Origin of the sequence: Microbacterium sp. (assembly GCF_052102115.1) — a bacterium.
GTDB lineage: Bacteria > Actinomycetota > Actinomycetes > Actinomycetales > Microbacteriaceae > Microbacterium.
Window position 1 is genome coordinate 1 of the sequence record NZ_JBQDVP010000052.1, and the last position, 17,763, is coordinate 17,763.

General features: G+C 67.0%; 17 protein-coding genes, 1 tRNA gene and 1 pseudogene. 3 read left to right on the forward strand and 16 right to left on the reverse strand.

Features of this window, described 5'->3' with window-relative positions:
* A pseudogene (locus ACTICP_RS13410) lies at positions 1 to 765 on the reverse strand (aminopeptidase N); the annotation flags it as partial.
* 187 nt (positions 766 to 952) lie between these two features.
* Here ACTICP_RS13410 and ACTICP_RS13415 point away from each other — a divergent pair.
* Positions 953 to 1,156: a cold-shock protein gene (locus ACTICP_RS13415; RefSeq protein WP_175986543.1), complete on the forward strand. Its 204-nt coding sequence runs from the start codon at positions 953 to 955 to the stop codon at positions 1,154 to 1,156.
* Between the two features lie 69 nt (positions 1,157 to 1,225).
* On the opposite strand, the gene ACTICP_RS13420 is transcribed toward ACTICP_RS13415, so the two are convergent.
* The 8 genes from ACTICP_RS13420 to trxB form a co-directional block, all read right to left on the reverse strand.
* Positions 1,226 to 3,226, reverse strand: coding sequence for an acetyl/propionyl/methylcrotonyl-CoA carboxylase subunit alpha (locus ACTICP_RS13420; protein ID WP_441893159.1), 2,001 nt, complete (start codon positions 3,224 to 3,226; stop codon positions 1,226 to 1,228).
* Positions 3,226 to 4,788, reverse strand: a complete 1,563-nt coding sequence (locus ACTICP_RS13425) for a carboxyl transferase domain-containing protein (RefSeq protein WP_441893161.1) — start codon at positions 4,786 to 4,788, stop codon at positions 3,226 to 3,228. The genes ACTICP_RS13420 and ACTICP_RS13425 overlap by 1 nt, the downstream gene beginning before the upstream one ends.
* A gap of 43 nt (positions 4,789 to 4,831) precedes the next feature.
* Positions 4,832 to 5,992, reverse strand: coding sequence for an alpha/beta hydrolase (locus tag ACTICP_RS13430; protein ID WP_441893163.1), 1,161 nt, complete (start codon positions 5,990 to 5,992; stop codon positions 4,832 to 4,834).
* Positions 5,993 to 6,075: 83 nt separating this feature from the next.
* Positions 6,076 to 6,483 (reverse strand): arsenate reductase ArsC, encoded by a 408-nt coding sequence (locus ACTICP_RS13435; RefSeq protein WP_441893165.1) that lies wholly within the window; start codon positions 6,481 to 6,483, stop codon positions 6,076 to 6,078.
* A 25-nt stretch (positions 6,484 to 6,508) separates the two neighbouring features.
* Entirely contained in the window at positions 6,509 to 7,501 is a 993-nt protein-coding gene (locus ACTICP_RS13440) for a metalloregulator ArsR/SmtB family transcription factor (protein ID WP_441893167.1), read from the reverse strand.
* Positions 7,498 to 8,595 (reverse strand): ACR3 family arsenite efflux transporter, encoded by a 1,098-nt coding sequence (gene arsB, locus ACTICP_RS13445; RefSeq protein WP_441893169.1) that lies wholly within the window; start codon positions 8,593 to 8,595, stop codon positions 7,498 to 7,500. Before arsB ends, ACTICP_RS13440 begins: the two co-directional genes overlap by 4 nt.
* Positions 8,592 to 8,810, reverse strand: a complete 219-nt coding sequence (locus tag ACTICP_RS13450) for a thioredoxin family protein (protein ID WP_441893171.1) — start codon at positions 8,808 to 8,810, stop codon at positions 8,592 to 8,594. Before ACTICP_RS13450 ends, arsB begins: the two co-directional genes overlap by 4 nt.
* On the reverse strand, positions 8,807 to 9,784 hold the full coding sequence (gene trxB, locus ACTICP_RS13455; protein ID WP_441893173.1) for a thioredoxin-disulfide reductase: 978 nt from the start codon (positions 9,782 to 9,784) through the stop codon (positions 8,807 to 8,809). Before trxB ends, ACTICP_RS13450 begins: the two co-directional genes overlap by 4 nt.
* 127 nt (positions 9,785 to 9,911) lie before the next feature.
* Between trxB and ACTICP_RS13460 the strand changes: the two genes are divergently transcribed.
* The gene (locus ACTICP_RS13460; RefSeq protein ID WP_441893175.1) at positions 9,912 to 10,178 is read left to right on the forward strand and encodes an arsenate reductase/protein-tyrosine-phosphatase family protein; all 267 of its coding nucleotides are present in this window, start codon (positions 9,912 to 9,914) and stop codon (positions 10,176 to 10,178) included.
* A gap of 23 nt (positions 10,179 to 10,201) precedes the next feature.
* On the opposite strand, the gene ACTICP_RS13465 is transcribed toward ACTICP_RS13460, so the two are convergent.
* Complete coding sequence (locus ACTICP_RS13465; RefSeq protein WP_441893177.1) at positions 10,202 to 11,509, reverse strand: FAD-dependent oxidoreductase; 1,308 nt, start codon at positions 11,507 to 11,509, stop codon at positions 10,202 to 10,204.
* Between the two features lie 83 nt (positions 11,510 to 11,592).
* Here ACTICP_RS13465 and ACTICP_RS13470 point away from each other — a divergent pair, with 83 nt between their 5' ends.
* Positions 11,593 to 11,934: an ArsR/SmtB family transcription factor gene (locus tag ACTICP_RS13470; RefSeq protein ID WP_441893179.1), complete on the forward strand. Its 342-nt coding sequence runs from the start codon at positions 11,593 to 11,595 to the stop codon at positions 11,932 to 11,934.
* 318 nt (positions 11,935 to 12,252) lie between these two features.
* Here ACTICP_RS13470 and ACTICP_RS13475 read toward each other — a convergent pair.
* The 6 genes from ACTICP_RS13475 to ACTICP_RS13500 all read right to left on the reverse strand — a co-directional run.
* Positions 12,253 to 12,324 (reverse strand) — tRNA-Gln (locus ACTICP_RS13475).
* A gap of 83 nt (positions 12,325 to 12,407) precedes the next feature.
* On the reverse strand, positions 12,408 to 13,913 hold the full coding sequence (gene gltX / locus ACTICP_RS13480; RefSeq protein WP_441893181.1) for a glutamate--tRNA ligase: 1,506 nt from the start codon (positions 13,911 to 13,913) through the stop codon (positions 12,408 to 12,410).
* 12 nt (positions 13,914 to 13,925) lie between these two features.
* Positions 13,926 to 14,714 carry a class I SAM-dependent methyltransferase gene (locus ACTICP_RS13485; protein WP_441893183.1) on the reverse strand — a complete coding sequence of 263 codons (789 nt, stop codon included), beginning with the start codon at positions 14,712 to 14,714 and terminating at the stop codon, positions 13,926 to 13,928.
* Positions 14,711 to 15,967 carry an MFS transporter gene (locus tag ACTICP_RS13490; RefSeq protein ID WP_441893185.1) on the reverse strand — a complete coding sequence of 419 codons (1,257 nt, stop codon included), beginning with the start codon at positions 15,965 to 15,967 and terminating at the stop codon, positions 14,711 to 14,713. The genes ACTICP_RS13485 and ACTICP_RS13490 overlap by 4 nt, the downstream gene beginning before the upstream one ends.
* Entirely contained in the window at positions 15,964 to 16,740 is a 777-nt protein-coding gene (locus ACTICP_RS13495; RefSeq protein ID WP_441893187.1) for a fumarylacetoacetate hydrolase family protein, read from the reverse strand. Before ACTICP_RS13495 ends, ACTICP_RS13490 begins: the two co-directional genes overlap by 4 nt.
* Before the next feature lie 22 nt (positions 16,741 to 16,762).
* A partial coding sequence (locus ACTICP_RS13500) for a branched-chain amino acid aminotransferase (protein WP_441893189.1) occupies positions 16,763 to 17,763 on the reverse strand: 1,001 nt, incomplete at its 5' end.

Genomic DNA, 17,763 nt, shown 5'->3' on the forward strand with positions numbered 1-17,763 from the left:
GTCGTACTTGCCCCACGGATAGGGGAAGGCGAACGCGTCGGTGAAGAAGTCGAGTCCTTGCCTCGTGACCTCGATGATCTCGTCGGCCTCGAGGAACGGGGCGAGCGACTGTCGGCACAGCACACCGAGTGCGATCGTCTGGTCAGCGCGGGTCCATTCAGCATCGACCCGGTGGTACGGGCCGGCGGCAACTGCGGTGATGTAACTGGACAGCGGCAGGGTCGGCGCGAACTCGACAGTCTGCGCATCGCCGTTCTCGGCCGCCGAGACCGCGCTCTGGTTCGACAGCACCCGCCAGCCTGCGGGGGCGTGCACGACGAACGTGTACGCGGCCTTCATGTCGGGCTGTTCGAAACACGCCATCACGCGGCGCGAGTCGGCGGGCTCGTACTGCGTGTACAGGTAGGTCTCGCCATCGACCGGATCGACGAAGCGGTGCAGGCCCTCGCCGGACCGGGAGTATTCCCCGGTCGCCTCGACGACGACGGTGTTCGACGCCGCAAGACCCGACACGCTGATGCGGGCACCGTCGTATTCGACCGGGCGCTCTTCACCGTTCACCGTGACGCGCTGGACGCCCTCTCCGATAAAATCGATCCAGGTTCGGGGTGTCGTGGCATCGAACCGCAGGGTCGTCGTGGAGCCGAATCCGCGCTGCTGCGTATCGCCCGCTCGTCGCAGATCGAGTTCCACACGGATGTCTCGGACGGTAACGTTCGCGGATCGCGCCGACGTCTCTTCCCTGGTCAGGTTCGCTGAGCTCATATTCCCATCGTTTCACGGCCAGACTTCCGGTAGGATGGGGTTGTTCATCCGCCTTCATCTACCTCACCCTCTCGGGCCAGTCACGCCGCTTCTTCGCCGCTTCTCGAGAGTTTCTGACATCGCCGCACTGGTTCGACGCGGCAACCGGGTCGATGATCGGCCCACCGAACATCAAAGGAAACACAGCATGGCCACTGGCACCGTCAAATGGTTCAACTCCGACAAGGGCTACGGCTTCATCGCTCCCGATGACGGTTCTGCCGACGTCTTCGCGCACTTCAGCGCGATCCAGTCGAGCGGTTACCGCAACCTCGAAGAAGCGCAGAAGGTCGAGTTCGACACGGAGCAGGGACCCAAGGGCCCCCAGGCGACGAACATCCGTCCGCTCTGATCTGAACTTCGAAGGCCCGGTTTCGCAATATCGCGAGACCGGGCCTTCATCATGCTCGCGGGGCCGTCGTCACCCGTCCGTCGAGACGGGTTCGTCGCCTCCGGCATCCTGCGGTGTCACCACGGCGAGTGTCTGACCTCGTGAGACGACCTCGCCAGCGCGAGCCCGCAGGGAGACGACACCGGCGACGGTGGTGCGGACGACATGCTCCATCTTCATCGCCTCGACCACGACGATCGCATCGCCGGCGGCCACGGTGTCACCGTCGGCGACCCGCGTCACCACAACGGTGCCCGGCATCGGCGACACCAGCTCGGGGTCAGTGTCACCGACGGCATCTGCGGCGTACAGCACCGGCGCCAGTTCGATCCGGAACAGAGCACCGTCGCGCACGAGCCAGACGCCGTCGTCGTGGACACGCGCAGGGAAGGTTCGCACCTCGCCGTCGACGTCCACGGCGACGAGGCCCTCGTCGAGGAACCTCACGCGTGCACGGCGATCGCCGTCGTCCGTGTGCAGGGCGGTGTTCTCACCGACCCCGACGAGCGAAACAGTCTGCGCCTGTTCTGCAGCGCGCAGCGAGTATCGGCGCGGAGCCGAGCCTGTGAGACGCCAGCCGTCGCGCCGGTGCCACGGGCTCTCGTCCCTTCCGGCTGTGGCGTCGAGGATCAGTGCGGTCTCGGCGAAAGCGCGGTCATCCGCCTGTGCGAAGGCCATTTCGTCGAACTCGCGGGCGATGAGGCCCGTGTCGAGCGCGCCGCTCACGACATCGGGCACCTCGAGCAGCAGCCGCAGGAACTCGACGTTCGTGGTGAATCCGAACACCGCGGTGTCATCGAGGGCTGCGACCAATCGCCGCCGGGCCTGGTCGCGATCGGCTCCCCACGTGATGATCTTCGCCAGCATCGGGTCGTAGTCCACCGATACGTCGAGGCCGTCTTCGAGCGCCGTATCGACCCGGATGCCAGCACCGTGCGGATGGCGGACACCGATCACCTGTCCCCCGGTCGGGAGGAATCCGGATGCCGCATCTTCGGCGTACACCCGCGCCTCGAACGCGTGCCCCGTCAGCACCACCTCGTCCTGTGCGAACGAGAGCGGCTCGCCCGCTGCGATGCGCAGCTGCTGTTCGACGAGGTCGATACCGGTGATCTCCTCGGTCACGGGGTGCTCGACCTGCAGTCGGGTATTCATCTCCATGAAGAAGAACTCCTCGGGGGCGTCAGCGGAGACGATGAACTCCACCGTGCCAGCGCCGCGGTAACCGACGCTGCGCGCCGTCTCGCAGGCCGCCTCTCCGATGCGCGCCCGCGTCGCCGCGTCGAGCAGAGGCGATGGTGCCTCCTCGATGACCTTCTGATGCCGACGCTGCAGCGAGCACTCCCGCTCCCCCAGGTGGATCACCGTGCCGTGCGCATCAGCGAGCACCTGCACCTCGATATGACGCGGGTTGCGAACGTAGCGCTCCAGGAACAGTGCGTCGTCGCCGAAGCTCGCCGCCGCCTCGCGCCGCGCAGCCGCCAGTGCGGTGACGAGGGCGGACTCGGATTCGACGACGTGCATGCCCTTGCCGCCGCCGCCGGCCGACGGCTTGATGAGCAGCGGATAGCCGACCTCGGCGGCGGATTCGGCCAGCTGCTCGTCCGTCATACCGGGCCGGGCGACACCGGGCACCGTCGGCACACCGCGTTCGATCACCGCGAGCTTCGCGCTGATCTTGTCGCCCATCACCGAGATCGCGTCAGATGTCGGACCGATGAATACGATTCCGGCGTTCTCGCACGCCTGCGCGAACGCAGCGTTCTCGGCGAGGAAACCGTAGCCGGGGTGGATGGCTTCGGCACCGGTGCGGCGCGCGGCATCCAGAACGGCATCCGTATCGAGATAGCTCTGCGCGGCGGGCGCCGGCCCCAGGCGGATCGCGGTGTCGGCCAGGTGGACATGCCGGGCACCGGCGTCGGCGTCGCTGTACACCGCGACGGATCGGATTCCCCGCTCGCGCAGCGTGCGAATGATGCGGCAGGCGATCTCGCCGCGGTTGGCGATGAGGACGGTTCGGAACATCGCCATCACATCCGGAAGACGCCGTAGCCGGGCGCGTCGAGGGGTGAGCGGCCGATGACATCGAGGGCGAGACCGAGGACATCGCGCGTTTGACCGGGTTCGATGATGCCGTCGTCCCACAGGCGTGCGGTCGAGTAGTAGGGGCTGCCCTGCCGCTCGTACTGATCGCGGATCGGGGCTTCGAACGCCGTCTGCTCGTCGGCGGGCCATTCTCCTCCGCCCGCCTCGATCTGCTCGCGTCGAACGGTGGAGAGGACCGACGCCGCCTGCGGGCCGCCCATCACCGACACGCGCGCGCCCGGCCACAGCCAGAGGAACCGGGGCGAATAGGCCCGCCCGCACATCGAGTAGGTGCCGGCTCCGAAGCTCCCGCCGACGACGACGGTGAGCTTCGGGACCGACGCGCATGCGACGGCGTTGACCATCTTCGCGCCGTGCTTCGCGATGCCGCCGGATTCGTATTCGCGCCCCACCATGAACCCGGTGATGTTCTGCAGGAACAGCAGGGGGATGCCGCGCTGATCGCACAGCTCGATGAAGTGGGCGCCCTTGAGCGCCGACTCGCTGAAGAGCACGCCGTTGTTGGCGACGATGCCGACCCGATGGCCATGGATTCGCGCGAAGGCGGTCACCAGCGTCGTGCCGTACTCGCGTTTGAACTCATGGATGCTGTTCGCGTCGATGATCCGGGTGATGATGTCGCGCGCGTCGTACGGGGTGGTCAGTTCGACAGGAACGATATCGACGAGCTCGTCGGGTGAATGCTCGGGCGGCTGCGATGCTGCAGGCTCGGCGGTGAGCGCCGCGGGCGGTGGAAGCGTTTCGACGATGTCGCGCACGATCTGCAGCGCATGCTCATCGTTCTCGGCGAGATGGTCGGTGACGCCCGAGACCCGAGTATGCACCGCACCGCCGCCGAGGTCCTCGGCGCTGACGACCTCGCCGGTCGCGGCTTTGACGAGGGGCGGCCCACCGAGGAAGATGGTGCCCTGATCGCGCACGATCACCGTCTCGTCGCTCATGGCCGGAACGTACGCGCCGCCTGCGGTCGAGGAGCCCAGCACCGCGGCGATCTGCGGGATGCCGTCGCGCGACATGCGCGCTTGATTGTAGAAGATCCGGCCGAAGTGGTCGCGGTCGGGGAAGACCTCGTCCTGCATCGGCAGGAACGCGCCGCCCGAATCGACCAGGTAGATGCAGGGCAGTCTGTTCTCGGCGGCGATCTCCTGCGCACGCAGATGCTTCTTCACGGTGATCGGGTAGTACGCCCCGCCCTTCACCGTGGCATCGTTCGCGACGATCATGACGTGTCGGCCGTGTACGAGCCCGATACCGGCGACGACGCCTCCTCCGGGGCACGCCCCGTCGTACATCTCGTAACCGGCGAGCGGTGCAACCTCGAGGAACGGGCTCCCGCGGTCGACGAGGGCGTCGATCCGGTCGCGTGCGAGCATCTTGCCGCGTGCCGTGTGCCGGGCGCGTGCACTCTCGGAACCGCCCTGCGCGATCTGGACGCGGCGCTCGCGCAGCTCATCCACGAGGTCGGCGTACGCCGAGGTGGCGACCATGACGATCCCTTCATCGGGTTATCGATCAGTAACTGGATTTAGGTTAGTGGTTACTAACTGAAATGTCCACGGAGGCCGGCACGGTGCCGGAGCGCGCGGCGTCGAAGAATACCTCGGCATGTTGGGCGATGATGCGTCGGGCTCGGCGCGGGCCAATGCGTCCGGACAAGCCCACCCATCGCGCCCACGGGAACCAGTGCGGAGCGTCAGTGAAGTCGATGTGGTACATGCCGGGGATGCTGACGAGCTCTCCAGTGCCGGCGCGCTGGTGCTCGAGGGCGGAACCCATCGAGTGCAGAGTCTCTGCGATGACGGGTTCCGGCCAGCCGCCGGCGTGACGGCGTTCGCGTCGCATGTCGTCTGCGGGTCGGGTCAGCCACAGCGCACGGCAGGGCAGTCCATTAGCAGCGACCGCTTCGGGCATGACGGCATCCATCATGAGGCAGGCTGCGATCCGGTCGTCTGCCGAGGCCGCCTCAGCTGCGACGGTTCCGCCCAGCGATACGCCCATGACACCTGCCCGCGACACGTCGACAGAGCGGTTCAGGGTCGGATCGTGTTTCACCATGTCCAGAGCGAAACTCACGTCAGCGGCGAGGTGAGCGAGCACCTGAGCACGAGGATGAACGTCGTAGAGATGTCCGCGCCGTTTCATCGTCACGACGCGACCATCGGCTCGTCGAGTCCGGGCAGATATGTAGGGCTGGTCCATCCCAATGACGACGTAACCGCGCGAGACGAGCTCCTCGATGAGGATCGTATTCGCGGTACGGAAGCCGCCGAATCCCGATACGGCGACGATCACCGGGAAACTCGTCTCCGGCACGGGCGGTGCATTAACGAACGCGTGCGTTGTCGACACTGCGAGCTTGCGGAACAGGAAAGTCGGCAGTGATGTCCGACCCGACGTGACATCTCGCAGTGCTTTCAGGAGCGCGGTGAAGACCACCTGGGGATCCGGGAGGTACTTGCTTCGCACCCCCACGGATGCACCCGTCGGGTACCAGACCTGCGCCGAGAGCTCGCGCCGCGCATCGTCATTCGCAGAGAGGATCTCCGCTCGAGACTGGTCGACCCACTGCCGGGTCGTCGTACCGACCCGCAACGGGCCGCTGGGTCTCGGGAACCGCACGGGTAGGAACAGCGCCGCCGCGATCGCACCTGTCGCTGCGGCCGCGCCGATGACCCACTGCAGACCACGCACGAGTCCAGGATAGGAGTGGGCGAAGAGTGCTCTATCGGCAGAGCGAATTATTCACGCGAGAATTATTCGCACTCCGCCAACGACTAAATGAGGTCGCTCACTAGTTGTTCGATGCGGCCGCGGATGTCGTCGCGGATGGGGCGGACGGCGTCGATACCTTGGCCTGCCGGGTCGTCGATCTTCCAGTCCTCGTAGCGTTTTCCGGGGAAGAACGGGCAAGCGTCGCCACAGCCCATCGTGATCACGACGTCAGAAGCCTGCACGGCTGCGGTGGTGAGAACCTTCGGGGCTTCGGCGGTGATGTCGATGCCGAGCTCGGCCATCGCGTCGACCGCGATCGGGTTGATCTGCTCGGCAGGCATGGAACCGGCGGAGCGCACTTCGATGCGGTCGCCCGCGATGTCGCGGAGGAAACCCGCCGCCATCTGGGAACGACCGGCGTTGTGGACGCAGACGAACAGAACGGATGGCTTGGTAGCAGTTTCAGTCATGTTGACTCCAGATTTCGAGAAGCAGTCAGTGGACAAGGTCGTCGACGAGTGTTCGCACGCGGGCGGTGATGTCGTCGCGGATGGCTTCGACGCCTTCGCGCGACGCGAGGGCGGGATCGCCGACGGCCCAGTCGTCGTAGCGGACGCCGGGAATGATCGGGCAGACGTCCCCGCAGCCCATCGTGATGACCACGTCCGCCGCTCTGACGGCGTCGTCGGTGAGGGGCTTCGGGAATCGTTCGGCGGCCGCGTCGCCCTCGATCTCGGTGAGCAGTGAACGCACGTGCGGGTGGATGGCATCGGCGGGGCTGGAGCCCGCCGAGCGTGCGATGACCCTGCCGCCTGCGAGTTGGTTGACGAGTGCGGCGGCGAGCTGTGAGCGACCGGCGTTCGCCACGCAGACGAACAGCACCTGCGGGACGGCCGTGTCTCGATTTCGGGTGAGGTCGCTGAGGCGCTGCCTGGCGAACCGCTCGGTAAGCGGAACCAGAGCCGAGGTCACCCGAGCGGTGCGAGCGAGGGCGGTGTACGACTCGCGGACGACGGTCAGCACGGTCGCTGAGTCGAGTTCCGGGATCTCTGCAGCCAGCTCGTCGGCGAGGCGAGTGAGACGGGCATCGAAGTCTGGCTGGCGTGCCTCGCCGGCGGCATCGTTGTCTGCCCCGGGTGCAACGGTCGCGGGTGCGAACGAGTCCAGCAGGGTGGTGACGGCGCGGCGCCGGTTCGGGTGGATCTTGTACCAGACCCAGGTGCCGCGGCGCTCAGAGGTGAGCACGTCGACGTCCTTGAGGACCTTGAGGTGGTGGGACACGGTCGGCTGTGACACCTCGGCGAGTTCGGCGAGGTCGCAGACACAGGACTCCCCGCGGGGGTCGGAGGCGATCGCTGAGAGCATGCGCAGGCGCAGCGGGTCCGAGAGCGCCTTCAGCGTGGAGGCCACGGACGCCGCCGCGTCCTGTCCGATCGCGTGCGAGGAGATGGGGCTGCAGGTCTCGTCAGCGGTGAGGGTGACGTTCATGATGTCGTCCTTACTTCGATGTATGGATCGGTGCGGAACCACTTGCGGGCTGCCCAGAGCGAGACATAGACGAGTCCGACCAGGACAGGTACCTCGATCAGCGGTCCAACAACACCCGCGAGGGCCTGCCCCGAGGCTGCGCCGAACGTGCCGATGGCGACTGCGATCGCGAGTTCGAAGTTGTTGCCGGCCGCAGTGAAGGCCAGGGTCGATGAGCGTGCGTAGCCCAGCCCGAGCGCCTTGCCGGTGAAGAGGCCGATGAACCACATCACCGCGAAGTACACCAGCAACGGCAGCGCGATCCGCGCCACGTCGAGCGGGCGGGAGGTGACCTGCTCCCCTTGCAGGGCGAACAGCAGCACGATGGTGAACAGCAACCCGTAGAGGGCCCACGGACCGACCTTCGGCAGGAACTTCTCCTCGTACCAGTCGCGTCCCTTGCGGCGCTCCCCCACGAAGCGGGACGCGAACCCGGCCAGCAAAGGGATGCCGAGGAAGATGAGCACGTTCAGGGCGATCGCCCCTACCGAGAAGTCCAGGCCCTGCGTGTCCAGCCCCAGCCATCCAGGGAGGACAGTGAGGTAGAACCAGCCGAGCAGCGAGAATGCCACGACCTGAAACACCGAGTTGATCGCGACGAGTACTGCGGCAGCCTCCCTGTCACCGCAGGCGAGGTCGTTCCAAATGATGACCATCGCGATGCATCGGGCGAGCCCGACGATGATCAGGCCGGTCCGGTACTCCGGCAGATCGGGCAGGAACATCCAGGCCAGGGCGAACATCAGCGCCGGGCCGATCAGCCAGTTCAGCACGAGGGACGAGATGAGCAGCTTCTTGTCGCCTGTGACGGCTGCGACCTTGTCGTAGCGGACCTTCGCCAGGACCGGGTACATCATCACCAGCAGCCCGAGCGCGATCGGGATCGAGATCCCACCCACTTCGAGACTTGCGAGCAGCGGGGAGACGCCGGGGACGAAACGGCCAAGGAGGATGCCAGCGACCATGGCGAGCCCGATCCACAGCGGCAGCCAGCGGTCCAGGGTGGACAGGCGGCGCGACGTCGCGGGTGGCGCAGGAGCGGTGACGGTGTTCATGCGAGCAGCGGGTCCATCTTCTCGGCGATGACGGGGTTCGGATGAGCGCCGATGAGGATGTCGGTGCGGACACCGTTCTTATAGAAACCCAGGGTCGGGATCGAGGTGGCCCCGGCCGCCGTTTCCATATCCGGGTTCTGGTCGGCGTCGAGGTTGACGATCTTGATCCGGCCGTCGTACTCGGCGGCGAGGCGACAGGAGCGGGGGCCGCTCATGCGAACACTTCCTCGGTCTCGAGTGCCCTCGTGGTGCTCTCGTCGAGAGCGGACAGGTAGTGCTGGGCATCTTGCGCGGCGGCGCAGCCGGTGGCGGCGGCGGTGATCGCTTGCCGGTAGGTGTGGTCGACGAGGTCGCCGGCCGCGAACACGCCGGGAAGGTTGGTGCGGGTGGAGGGATGCTCGACGAGCACGTATCCGTCGGTATCCGTGTCAATGACGCCGGTTACGAGTTCGGAGCGGGGGTCGTGCCCGATGGCCACGAACACGCCGGTCGCCGGCAGCTCGCGTTCTGCTCCGGTGGCGGTGTCGCGGAGGGTGACTGCGCGCACCTTCTCGTCGCCGATGATTTCGGCGACCTCACTGTTCCAGGCGACGTCGATCTTCGGGTGGTCCAGCACGCGCTGCGCCATGATCTTCGAGGCACGGAACTCCTCGCGGCGGTGCACGACGGTGACCTTCGATGCGAAGCGGGTCAGGAACAGCGCTTCCTCCATCGCGGAGTCACCCCCGCCGACGACAACGATCTCTTGCTCGCGGAAGAAGAAGCCATCGCACGTCGCACACCACGACAGGCCGTGGCCGGTCAGACGTTCTTCTTCGGGCAGTCCGAGCTTGCGGTACGCGGACCCCATCGTGAGGATGACAGCACGAGCACGGAACGTCTCGCCGGCGCCGGTCTCGATGACCTTGATCGGACCGTCCAGGTCGGCACGGACAGCGTCCTCGAGCAGGATGCGCGCGCCGAAGCGTTCGGCCTGCGCGCGCATCGACTCCATCAGATCCGGTCCTTGCACGCCGTCGACGAACCCGGGAAAGTTCTCCACCTCGGTCGTCGTCATAAGCGCACCGCCCGCGGTCACAGAACCGGCAAGAACCACCGGTGCCAGGCCTGCACGTGCGGCGTAAACGGCGGCGGTGTATCCGGCAGGGCCGGAGCCGATGATGACCAGCGCAACCTCTTGAATCGACATGTGCCTATATTGACATCTATCAATACCGGATGCAAGCATGCCGGAGAAGAGTTCATCTGCGCGTCACCCGACGAGCGGATGATGCCCCAAACCGCACCTCCGCCTCAGACAAGAACGCCGTGAAACGATGACTCAGCCGAAGACTGTTTTGTTCATTTGCACCCACAACGCGGGCCGGTCGCAGCTCGGCGCCCACCTCCTCACCCACGTCGGGGACGAGCGTCTGGTCGCCACGAGCGCGGGCATCAGCCCGGCCGAGGTGATCAACCCGGCAATCGCAGCATCGCTGCAGGAGCTCGGCATCGACGCCAGTGCCGCACAGCCGATGAGAGCGTGCACGGACTCGCTGCGCGTCTCACCCGCTGATGCGGTGAAAGGGCGGGCCTCGCTCTAAGATCCACCCTCCGCGACGTTGCGTCAGCCGACGGTGACGGGTCGCAGCCCGATCTGCACCAACGACGGGGCTGGGGCTGCACAGCAGCTTCCCGCGTTGTCGTCGAAGTCGCCGGCCCCACCGCAGACGCCCGTGCCCGGAAGGACGAGTTCGTTGCGGGCGGCGGCCTCCTGGTCACCCGCGAGGTGTGCGGCGACACTGCGCACCTGCTCGTACCCCGTCATCGCGAGGAACGTCGGCGCGCGTCCGTACGACTTCACCCCGACGATGAAGAAGTTCTGCTCCGGCTGGGCGAGTTCCCTGGCGCCGGTTGCCCCCACGGATCCGCACGAGTGGATGTTCGGATCGATCTCCGCAGCGATCCCGGCGACGGCTTCAAGGGCCGGATCAAGGTCGATGCGCAGCTCACGCAGCATCTCCGTGTCGGGCCGGAAACCGGTCAGAGCGAACACATGCGCGACCCCCGCGACCTCGCGTTCATCCTCAGCAATGACCGTCAATGTCTCGCCGTCTTGGCAAAACTCCGCGACACGGAACCCGGTCACGAGGTTCACCAGACCCTCATCGATCAACTTGCGGGCACGAGAGCCGAGCGCGGCGCGCTCCGGGAGCTCATCACCGATCCCACCACCGAAGACGCTCGTCGCGCCGCCGCGACGCAGCAACCACGTGATCTGTGTCCCTGGTGACCGCCTGGCCAGCTCACTCAGGCGCAGCACCGCATGCGTGGCGGAGTGCCCGGCGCCCACGACAACGACATGAGAACCGGTGAACTGCGACACATCATCGGGGATGCGATACGACATCGACGCCTGCACCCGGGCTTCCCCGAGTGCGGGGAAGCCATCGCCACCGGCCGGGTTGGGGATCCCCCATGTGCCGCTGGCGTCGATGACGGCCCGGGCGCTCAGGCGGGATTCGTTGCCTTCTTGATCGACAGCGTGCACGATGAAGGGCTGGCTCTTGCGTCCGCCGTCGACGACCTTGTCGCGTCCCTGACGAGAGATGCCGGTCACCGTCGTGGCGCACTTCACCCGATCGCCCAGAACGCCCGCGAGCGGGGCGAGATAGTCGTCCACCCATTCCGTGCCGGTCGGGTACCCGGAGGTCGGGGCGTTCCATCCGGAGGGCTCGAGGAGACGACGCGCGGCCGCGTCGGTCAGCTCCGGCCACGCCGAGAACAGTCGTACATGACCCCACTCCGACACCGCAACCGCTGGCCCGTCGCCGCGCTCGAGGACAACCACGTCCACGTCGCGTTCGGCAAGGTGCGCCGCTGCGGCAAGGCCCTGCGGGCCCGCTCCGATGACGACAACAGGAAGCTCGTCCATCACATCTCCTCATATCGATGCTCTTCAATACCAAGACTGTTCCGCATCTATCGAAGAATGTCAATACGTGCAAGACTAGCCCCGTGAGCCTGCCAACGACCATTGAAGCCGACGCCTGCTGCGTGCCACGCATCACATCCTCGCTCACCGCCGAGGACGCAGAGCGTGTCGCGCGGGTATTCAAAGCGCTCGGCGACCCCACCCGAGTCAGACTGCTGTCGCTGATCGCGGCCGGTGCTGGCGGCGAGGCCTGCATCTGCGATCTCACGGAACCCGTGGGGCTGTCACAGGGGACGGTCTCGCATCACATGAAGCTCCTCGCCGACGCCGGCCTGGTCACGCGGGAGCAACGGGGCAAATGGGCGTACTTCGCGCTCAACGACGGTGCGCTGGACGCAGCCGCCGACGCACTCCGCCCAGCATGACCACCGTGCAGGCCCCGCCCCGCCTGGATGGCCGGCTTGCCGCGCTCTCGATAGGGCAGGTGTTCAGATGGGGGCATCCTGTTCTACGCGCTCATCGTCGCATCCCCCGCGATCGCCGATGACACCGGCTGGCCCGTGGCACTCGTCACCTTGTCATTCTCTGCCGGGCTTATCGCCTCTGCGGCCGCGGGACTGTTCGTCGGCCGATGGCTCGACAAGTGAGGCCCCGCCTCATCAACCCGAAACGTCCGCACGGACGAGGGGAAAGCAAGAGCCCCGGCTGTCCGTTTGAACGGATCACCGGGGCTTTTCGTCTTGCTGGGGTACCTGGACTCGAACCAAGAATGGCGGTACCAGAAACCGCTGTGTTGCCAATTACACCATACCCCAAGGGCATCAGCCGGAGCCGTGCACCGAGGTACTACTGTACCCGAATTCAGCGACCCGGCCAAAACGCGGCCGCCCGTGTCCGGCTAGGCGCGCAGGTGCTGCACCAGCGCGCCGAGACGCCGCAGAGACTCGCCCTTTCCAAGCAGCTCCATCGACTCGAACAGCGGCGGTGACACCCGACGACCCGTGATCGCGACCCGGGGTGGACCATAGGCGATGCGCGGCTTCAGCTCGAGCTTCTCGACGAGGGCTGTGGCGAGAGCATCCTGAATCTTCTCGGTGGTGAACTCCGCCACGGGCTCCAGCGCCGAGGCGCACGCCTCCAGCACCTCAGCAGCGTTCGCCGGCAGGCCCTTGAGGGCGTCGGCGTCGTAGGAGATGTCGTCCGTGAACAGGAATCCGACCATTCCGGGCACATCGCCCAGCAGCTGCACGCGCTCGTGCACCAGCGGCGCCACCTGGAAAGCCAGCACCAGTTGCTCGTGGGTCGGCTCGTCGAACAGCCCGGCTGCGGCGAGGTATGGGATCGTCCGCTCGGCGAAGTCCTTCGCCCCCAGCATCCGGATGTGGTCGCCGTTGATCGACTCGGCCTTCTTCTGGTCGAAGCGTGCCGGGTTCGGGTTGACGTTCTCGATGTCGAACGCGGCGATGAACTCCTCGAGTGAGAACACGTCGCGGTCGGGGCTGATCGACCATCCGAGCAGGGCGAGGTAGTTCAGCAGCCCTTCGTGGATGAAGCCGCGCTCGCGGTGCAGGAATAGGTCGGCCTGCGGGTCGCGCTTGGACAGTTTCTTGTTGCCCGTCTCGCCCAGAACGAGCGGCATGTGCGCGAACCGCGGGATGAACGTGGTGACCCCGGCGTCGATGAGAGCCGCGTACAGGGCCAGCTGCCGCGCGGTGGACGGCATGAGGTCCTCACCGCGCAGCACGTGCGTGATGCCCATCAGCGCGTCATCGACGGGGTTGACGAAGGTGTAGAGCGGGATGCCGTTGGGTCGGACGACAACGAAGTCGGGGAAGGATCCGGCGGGGAAGGTCACCTCGCCGCGGATCAGGTCGACGTAGGTGAGGTCCTCGTCGGGCACGCGCAGTCGCAGTGCCGGCTCGCGTCCCTCGGCACGGAAGGCGGCCTTCTGCTCGTCGGTGAGGTCACGGTCGAAGTTATCGTAGCCGAGCTGCTTGGCGCGACCGTTCGCCTCGTTGCGGGCGTCGATCTCCTCTGCGTTCGAGAAGCTCTCGTAGATCGCGCCTGCTGCCAACAACTTGTCGACGACCTCGCGGTAGATGTCGTGGCGCTCGGACTGCCGGTACGGACCGTGCGGCCCGCCGACCTCGACACCCTCGTCCCAGTCGATCTGCATCCAGCGCAGCGCGTCGAGCAGCTGCTGATAGCTCTCCTCGCTGTCTCGCGCCGCATCGGTGTCTTCGATGCGGAAGACGAGCTTTCCGCCATTGTGACGCGCGTACGCCCAGTTGAACAGAGCGGTGCGGATCAGGCCGACGTGCGGCAGACCGGTCGGAGAGGGGCAGAAGCGCACGCGCACATCGGAGCCGGTCGCCGTCGTGGTGCGGGAATCAGGAGTAGCCATAGCCCCTCAATCCTACGCGTGCGCCGCCGGCTCGATCGGCCGTCCCACGGCCAGCGCGGCCGTGTGCTCCAGCGCGATCGCGCCGCTGTCGGCCTTCTCGTCACTGAGGTCGTCGAAGGCACGCCGAAACCGGGAACGGTCAGCATCGTCGAGCGAGAGGTAGAACGCCCCGGCGCTCGCGACGCCACCGGCCGCCGACGCCCACAGCGCTTCGCGCGGAGCACGCCACGTCCAGGTGGACTCCGTGACCTCGACGGCGGTCCAGCCGCCCTCGGACAACATCCGCCCGACTCCGGACGCCGTCCTGTCGAAGTCTTTATCGGCCGGGAGCGATTCGCGTGCGGCCAGCGCGACGCCCGCGCGATCGCAGACCTCCGCCCAGAACCACGACGGGGAGACGGTCCAGATCGTTGCGATGAGGACGGCAGCCGGTTCGGCCACCCGCGCCATCTCCGCTGCAGCGGCGCGTGGATCGGAAACATGGTTCAGCACGAAGTTCGCGGTCACGGCATCGAATGAGGCGTCCGCGAACGGCAGGGACGGTAGCGCACCATCGACGACGTTCACGGACGGGCGCTGAGCTCGCGAGATCGCGCGCATCGTGGGCTCGGGTTCGCATCCCGTGACGTTCCAGCCGGCAACAGCCAGCGCACCGCCCAGCGCACCGGTTCCGGAACCGACATCGAGCAGGCTCCGGGACTCCGCCGGTCCCAGTGCCGCCAGGATCGCATCGGTCGTCCCGGCACACAGGCCGGCGTACGACACCTCATACGCCGCGCCGACACCGCTCCAGACGCTCACGGTCGATGCATCCTGCCGAGCGGGGCGGCGACAACGGTGCCGATGACGAGGACGGATGCCGCGACGGCAAGACCGCCGTACTGGAAGTTCGAAAGGATGACGCCGGCGAGCACCGCACCGCCCGCGGCCGAGAAACTCATCAGCGAGTCGCTGCGCCCCTGCCTGCGCGTGCGCAGCGCAGGAGCGGTCGCCTCGGTCAGCAGCGCCGCGCCGGAGACGGTCGACGCGCTCCACCCGAGTCCGAGCAGGATCAGCGCGACCATCACGCCCCAGGCCTGACCGTTCACCGTGATGGCGAAGATCAGCGAGGCGGCGAGCAGCCCCTGCCCGAGCAGGACGACCCGCAATCGCCCCCAGCGGTCGGCGAGGATGCCGAAGACCGGCGAAAGCGCGTACATGCCGGCGACGTGCATCGCGATCGTCCCGCCCACGAGCGAGGAGATGTCCGCTGGCGTCGCATGACCGCCGTGGGCGCCGTGCGCCATGTGCGAGAGATGGATCGGGGTCATCGCCATGACGGACACCATCACGACGTGAGACGCGGCGATCGCGAACATCGCATAGCGGGCGGCGCGGGGGTGGTCGCGGCGTTCTTCCGCGGTGTTCTGGTCTGCACCGGCTGCCATGATCCGCTGGGCGAGCAGCAGCGGATCGGGGCGCAGGGCGACGATATAGAGGATGAACGCCGCGACCTGCGCGACGAGCGAGAACAGGTAGGAGCCGGTCTGCGGCGGCATCCCGACCGCCTGGCCGACGATCTCGCCGGGGCCGAGCAGCAGCGGCCCCGCCACTCCCCCGACGGTGGTCGCCCAGACGACGATCGAAAGATCCCGCCCGCGGTGCCGCGAGCTCGCCAAGTCGGTCGCGGCGAACCGCGACTGCAGGTTCCCGGCGTTGCCCGCCCCGATCAGCACGATGCCGACCAACAGGAGGGGGAAGACACGAAGGGCCGCCGCAAGGATGACGACCCCGATGCCGATGAGGGCGAAGAGGTTGCCCAGGGTCAGTGCCCGGCGACGGCCGACCTTCATCGCCAGGCGTGCGAGCGGGATCGCGCACAGCGCGGCACCGAGGGTGACCGACGCCGTGGCCAGGCCCGAGAGAGCGTCGTCACCCGAGATGTCGGCGGCGAGCAGCGCACCCAGCGACACCGTCGCACCGAAGGCGATACCGCCGAGAACCTGTCCGGTCGAGAGGATAGCAACGGTACGCCGCTGCACCGCCTGCTGTTCAGCGACGGTCGGTACGGTCATGCGACCGGCAGAGCGTCACGCACCGGATTGCGCAGAATGCCGAGCCCCGTCACTTCGACCTCGACGTTGTCCCCGGCGCCGAACGGACCAACGCCAGCGGGAGTGCCCGTGAGGATGACATCACCGGGAAGCAGCGTGAACACGGCCGAGGCGTACGCGATGATCTCCTCGGGAGAATGAATCATGTCCGACAGCGGCGCGTGCTGGCGCACCTCGCCGTTCACGCGGGTCTCGATCGTGGCATCCGGGTCGTCGAACTCGGTCTCGATCACCGGCCCGAGCGGGCAGAACGTATCGAAGCCCTTGCCGCGCGTCCACTGGCCGTCCTTCTTCTGCAGATCCCGAGCGGTGACGTCATTCGCGACGGTGAATCCGAAGACGTAGTCCATCGCATTCTCTGCCGTGACGTTCTTCGCGATCCGGCCGATGACGACGGCGAGTTCGCCCTCGTGCTCGGTGCGCTCCGAGAGCGTTGGACGAACGATCGTGTCGCCCGGGCCGATCACGGAGGTGTTCGGCTTGAGGAACAGCAGCGGTTCCTCGGGAGCGACGCCGCCCATCTCGGCGGCATGATCGTGATAATTCTTGCCGACGCAGACGACCTTCGACCGGGGAATCACCGGAGCGAGCAGTGCGACATCGGCCAGCGGAACCCGCTCACCGGTCGTATCGAACCCCGCGAACATCGGGTCACCGGCGAGGACGACGAGCTCCTGCCCGTCGAGGATGCCGTACTGGATGGCGTCGTTATGGCTGAACCGAGCGATCTTCACGTACTCACCCTATCCCCGGGCGTCAGGCGTCGAGCCGGTGCAGCCAGCCGTGCTTGTCCGTCGCGCGGCCGTACTGAATGTCGGTGAGCTCCTCACGCAGCGACAGCGCGAGCTCGCCGGTGGGCTGCGGCTCATCGCCGGCTGCGGTCACCAGGGCGCCGATCGGGGTGACGACCGCCGCCGTGCCGCAGGCGAAGACCTCGATGATGTCGCCCGAGGCGACGCCGTCGCGCCACTCCTGCAGCGAGACGGGACGGCGCTCGACCGTGTGGCCGCGGTCTTCGGCGAGCTGGAGCAGCGAATCGCGCGTGATCCCCTCGAGGATGCTGTCGGACTGCGGTGTCACGATGCGTCCGTCGCGGTAGACGAACACGACGTTCATGCCGCCGAGCTCTTCCACGTTGCCGTCCTGGTCGAGGAAGACGACCTGGTCGCAGCCCTTGTCGTAGGCCTCGGCCTGCGGGAGCAGGCTCGACGCGTAGTTGCCGCCGGTCTTCGCCGCCCCCGTTCCGCCCCTGCCGGCACGGGCGTATGTCTCAGACAGCCAGATGCGCACCGGCTTCACACCGCCCGTGAAGTAGGAACCGGCCGGGCTCGCGATCAGGTAGTACCCGACCTTCTGGGCGGGGCGTACGCCGAGGAACGCCTCCTTGGCGAACATGAACGGGCGCAGATAGAGACTCTGGTCGGAGCCCGACGGCGTCCATGCGCCGTCGACGGCGATGAGCTCGCGCAGCGACTGCAGGAAGTACTCGGTGGGCAGCTCGGGCAGGGCCATGCGGTGGGCGCTGCGCTGCATGCGCTCGGCGTTGCTGCGCGGTCGGAAGGTGTGGATCGAGCCGTCTGCATGCCGGTAGGCCTTGATGCCCTCGAAGATCTCCTGACCGTAATGCAGCACGGCCGCGGCGGGGTCGAGTGCGATCGGCCCGTACGGCTGCACGCGTGGACGATGCCAGCCGCCGCGCGCCGACCAGCAGATGTCGACCATGTGATCGGTGAAGACCGTGCCGAAGCCCGGGTTCT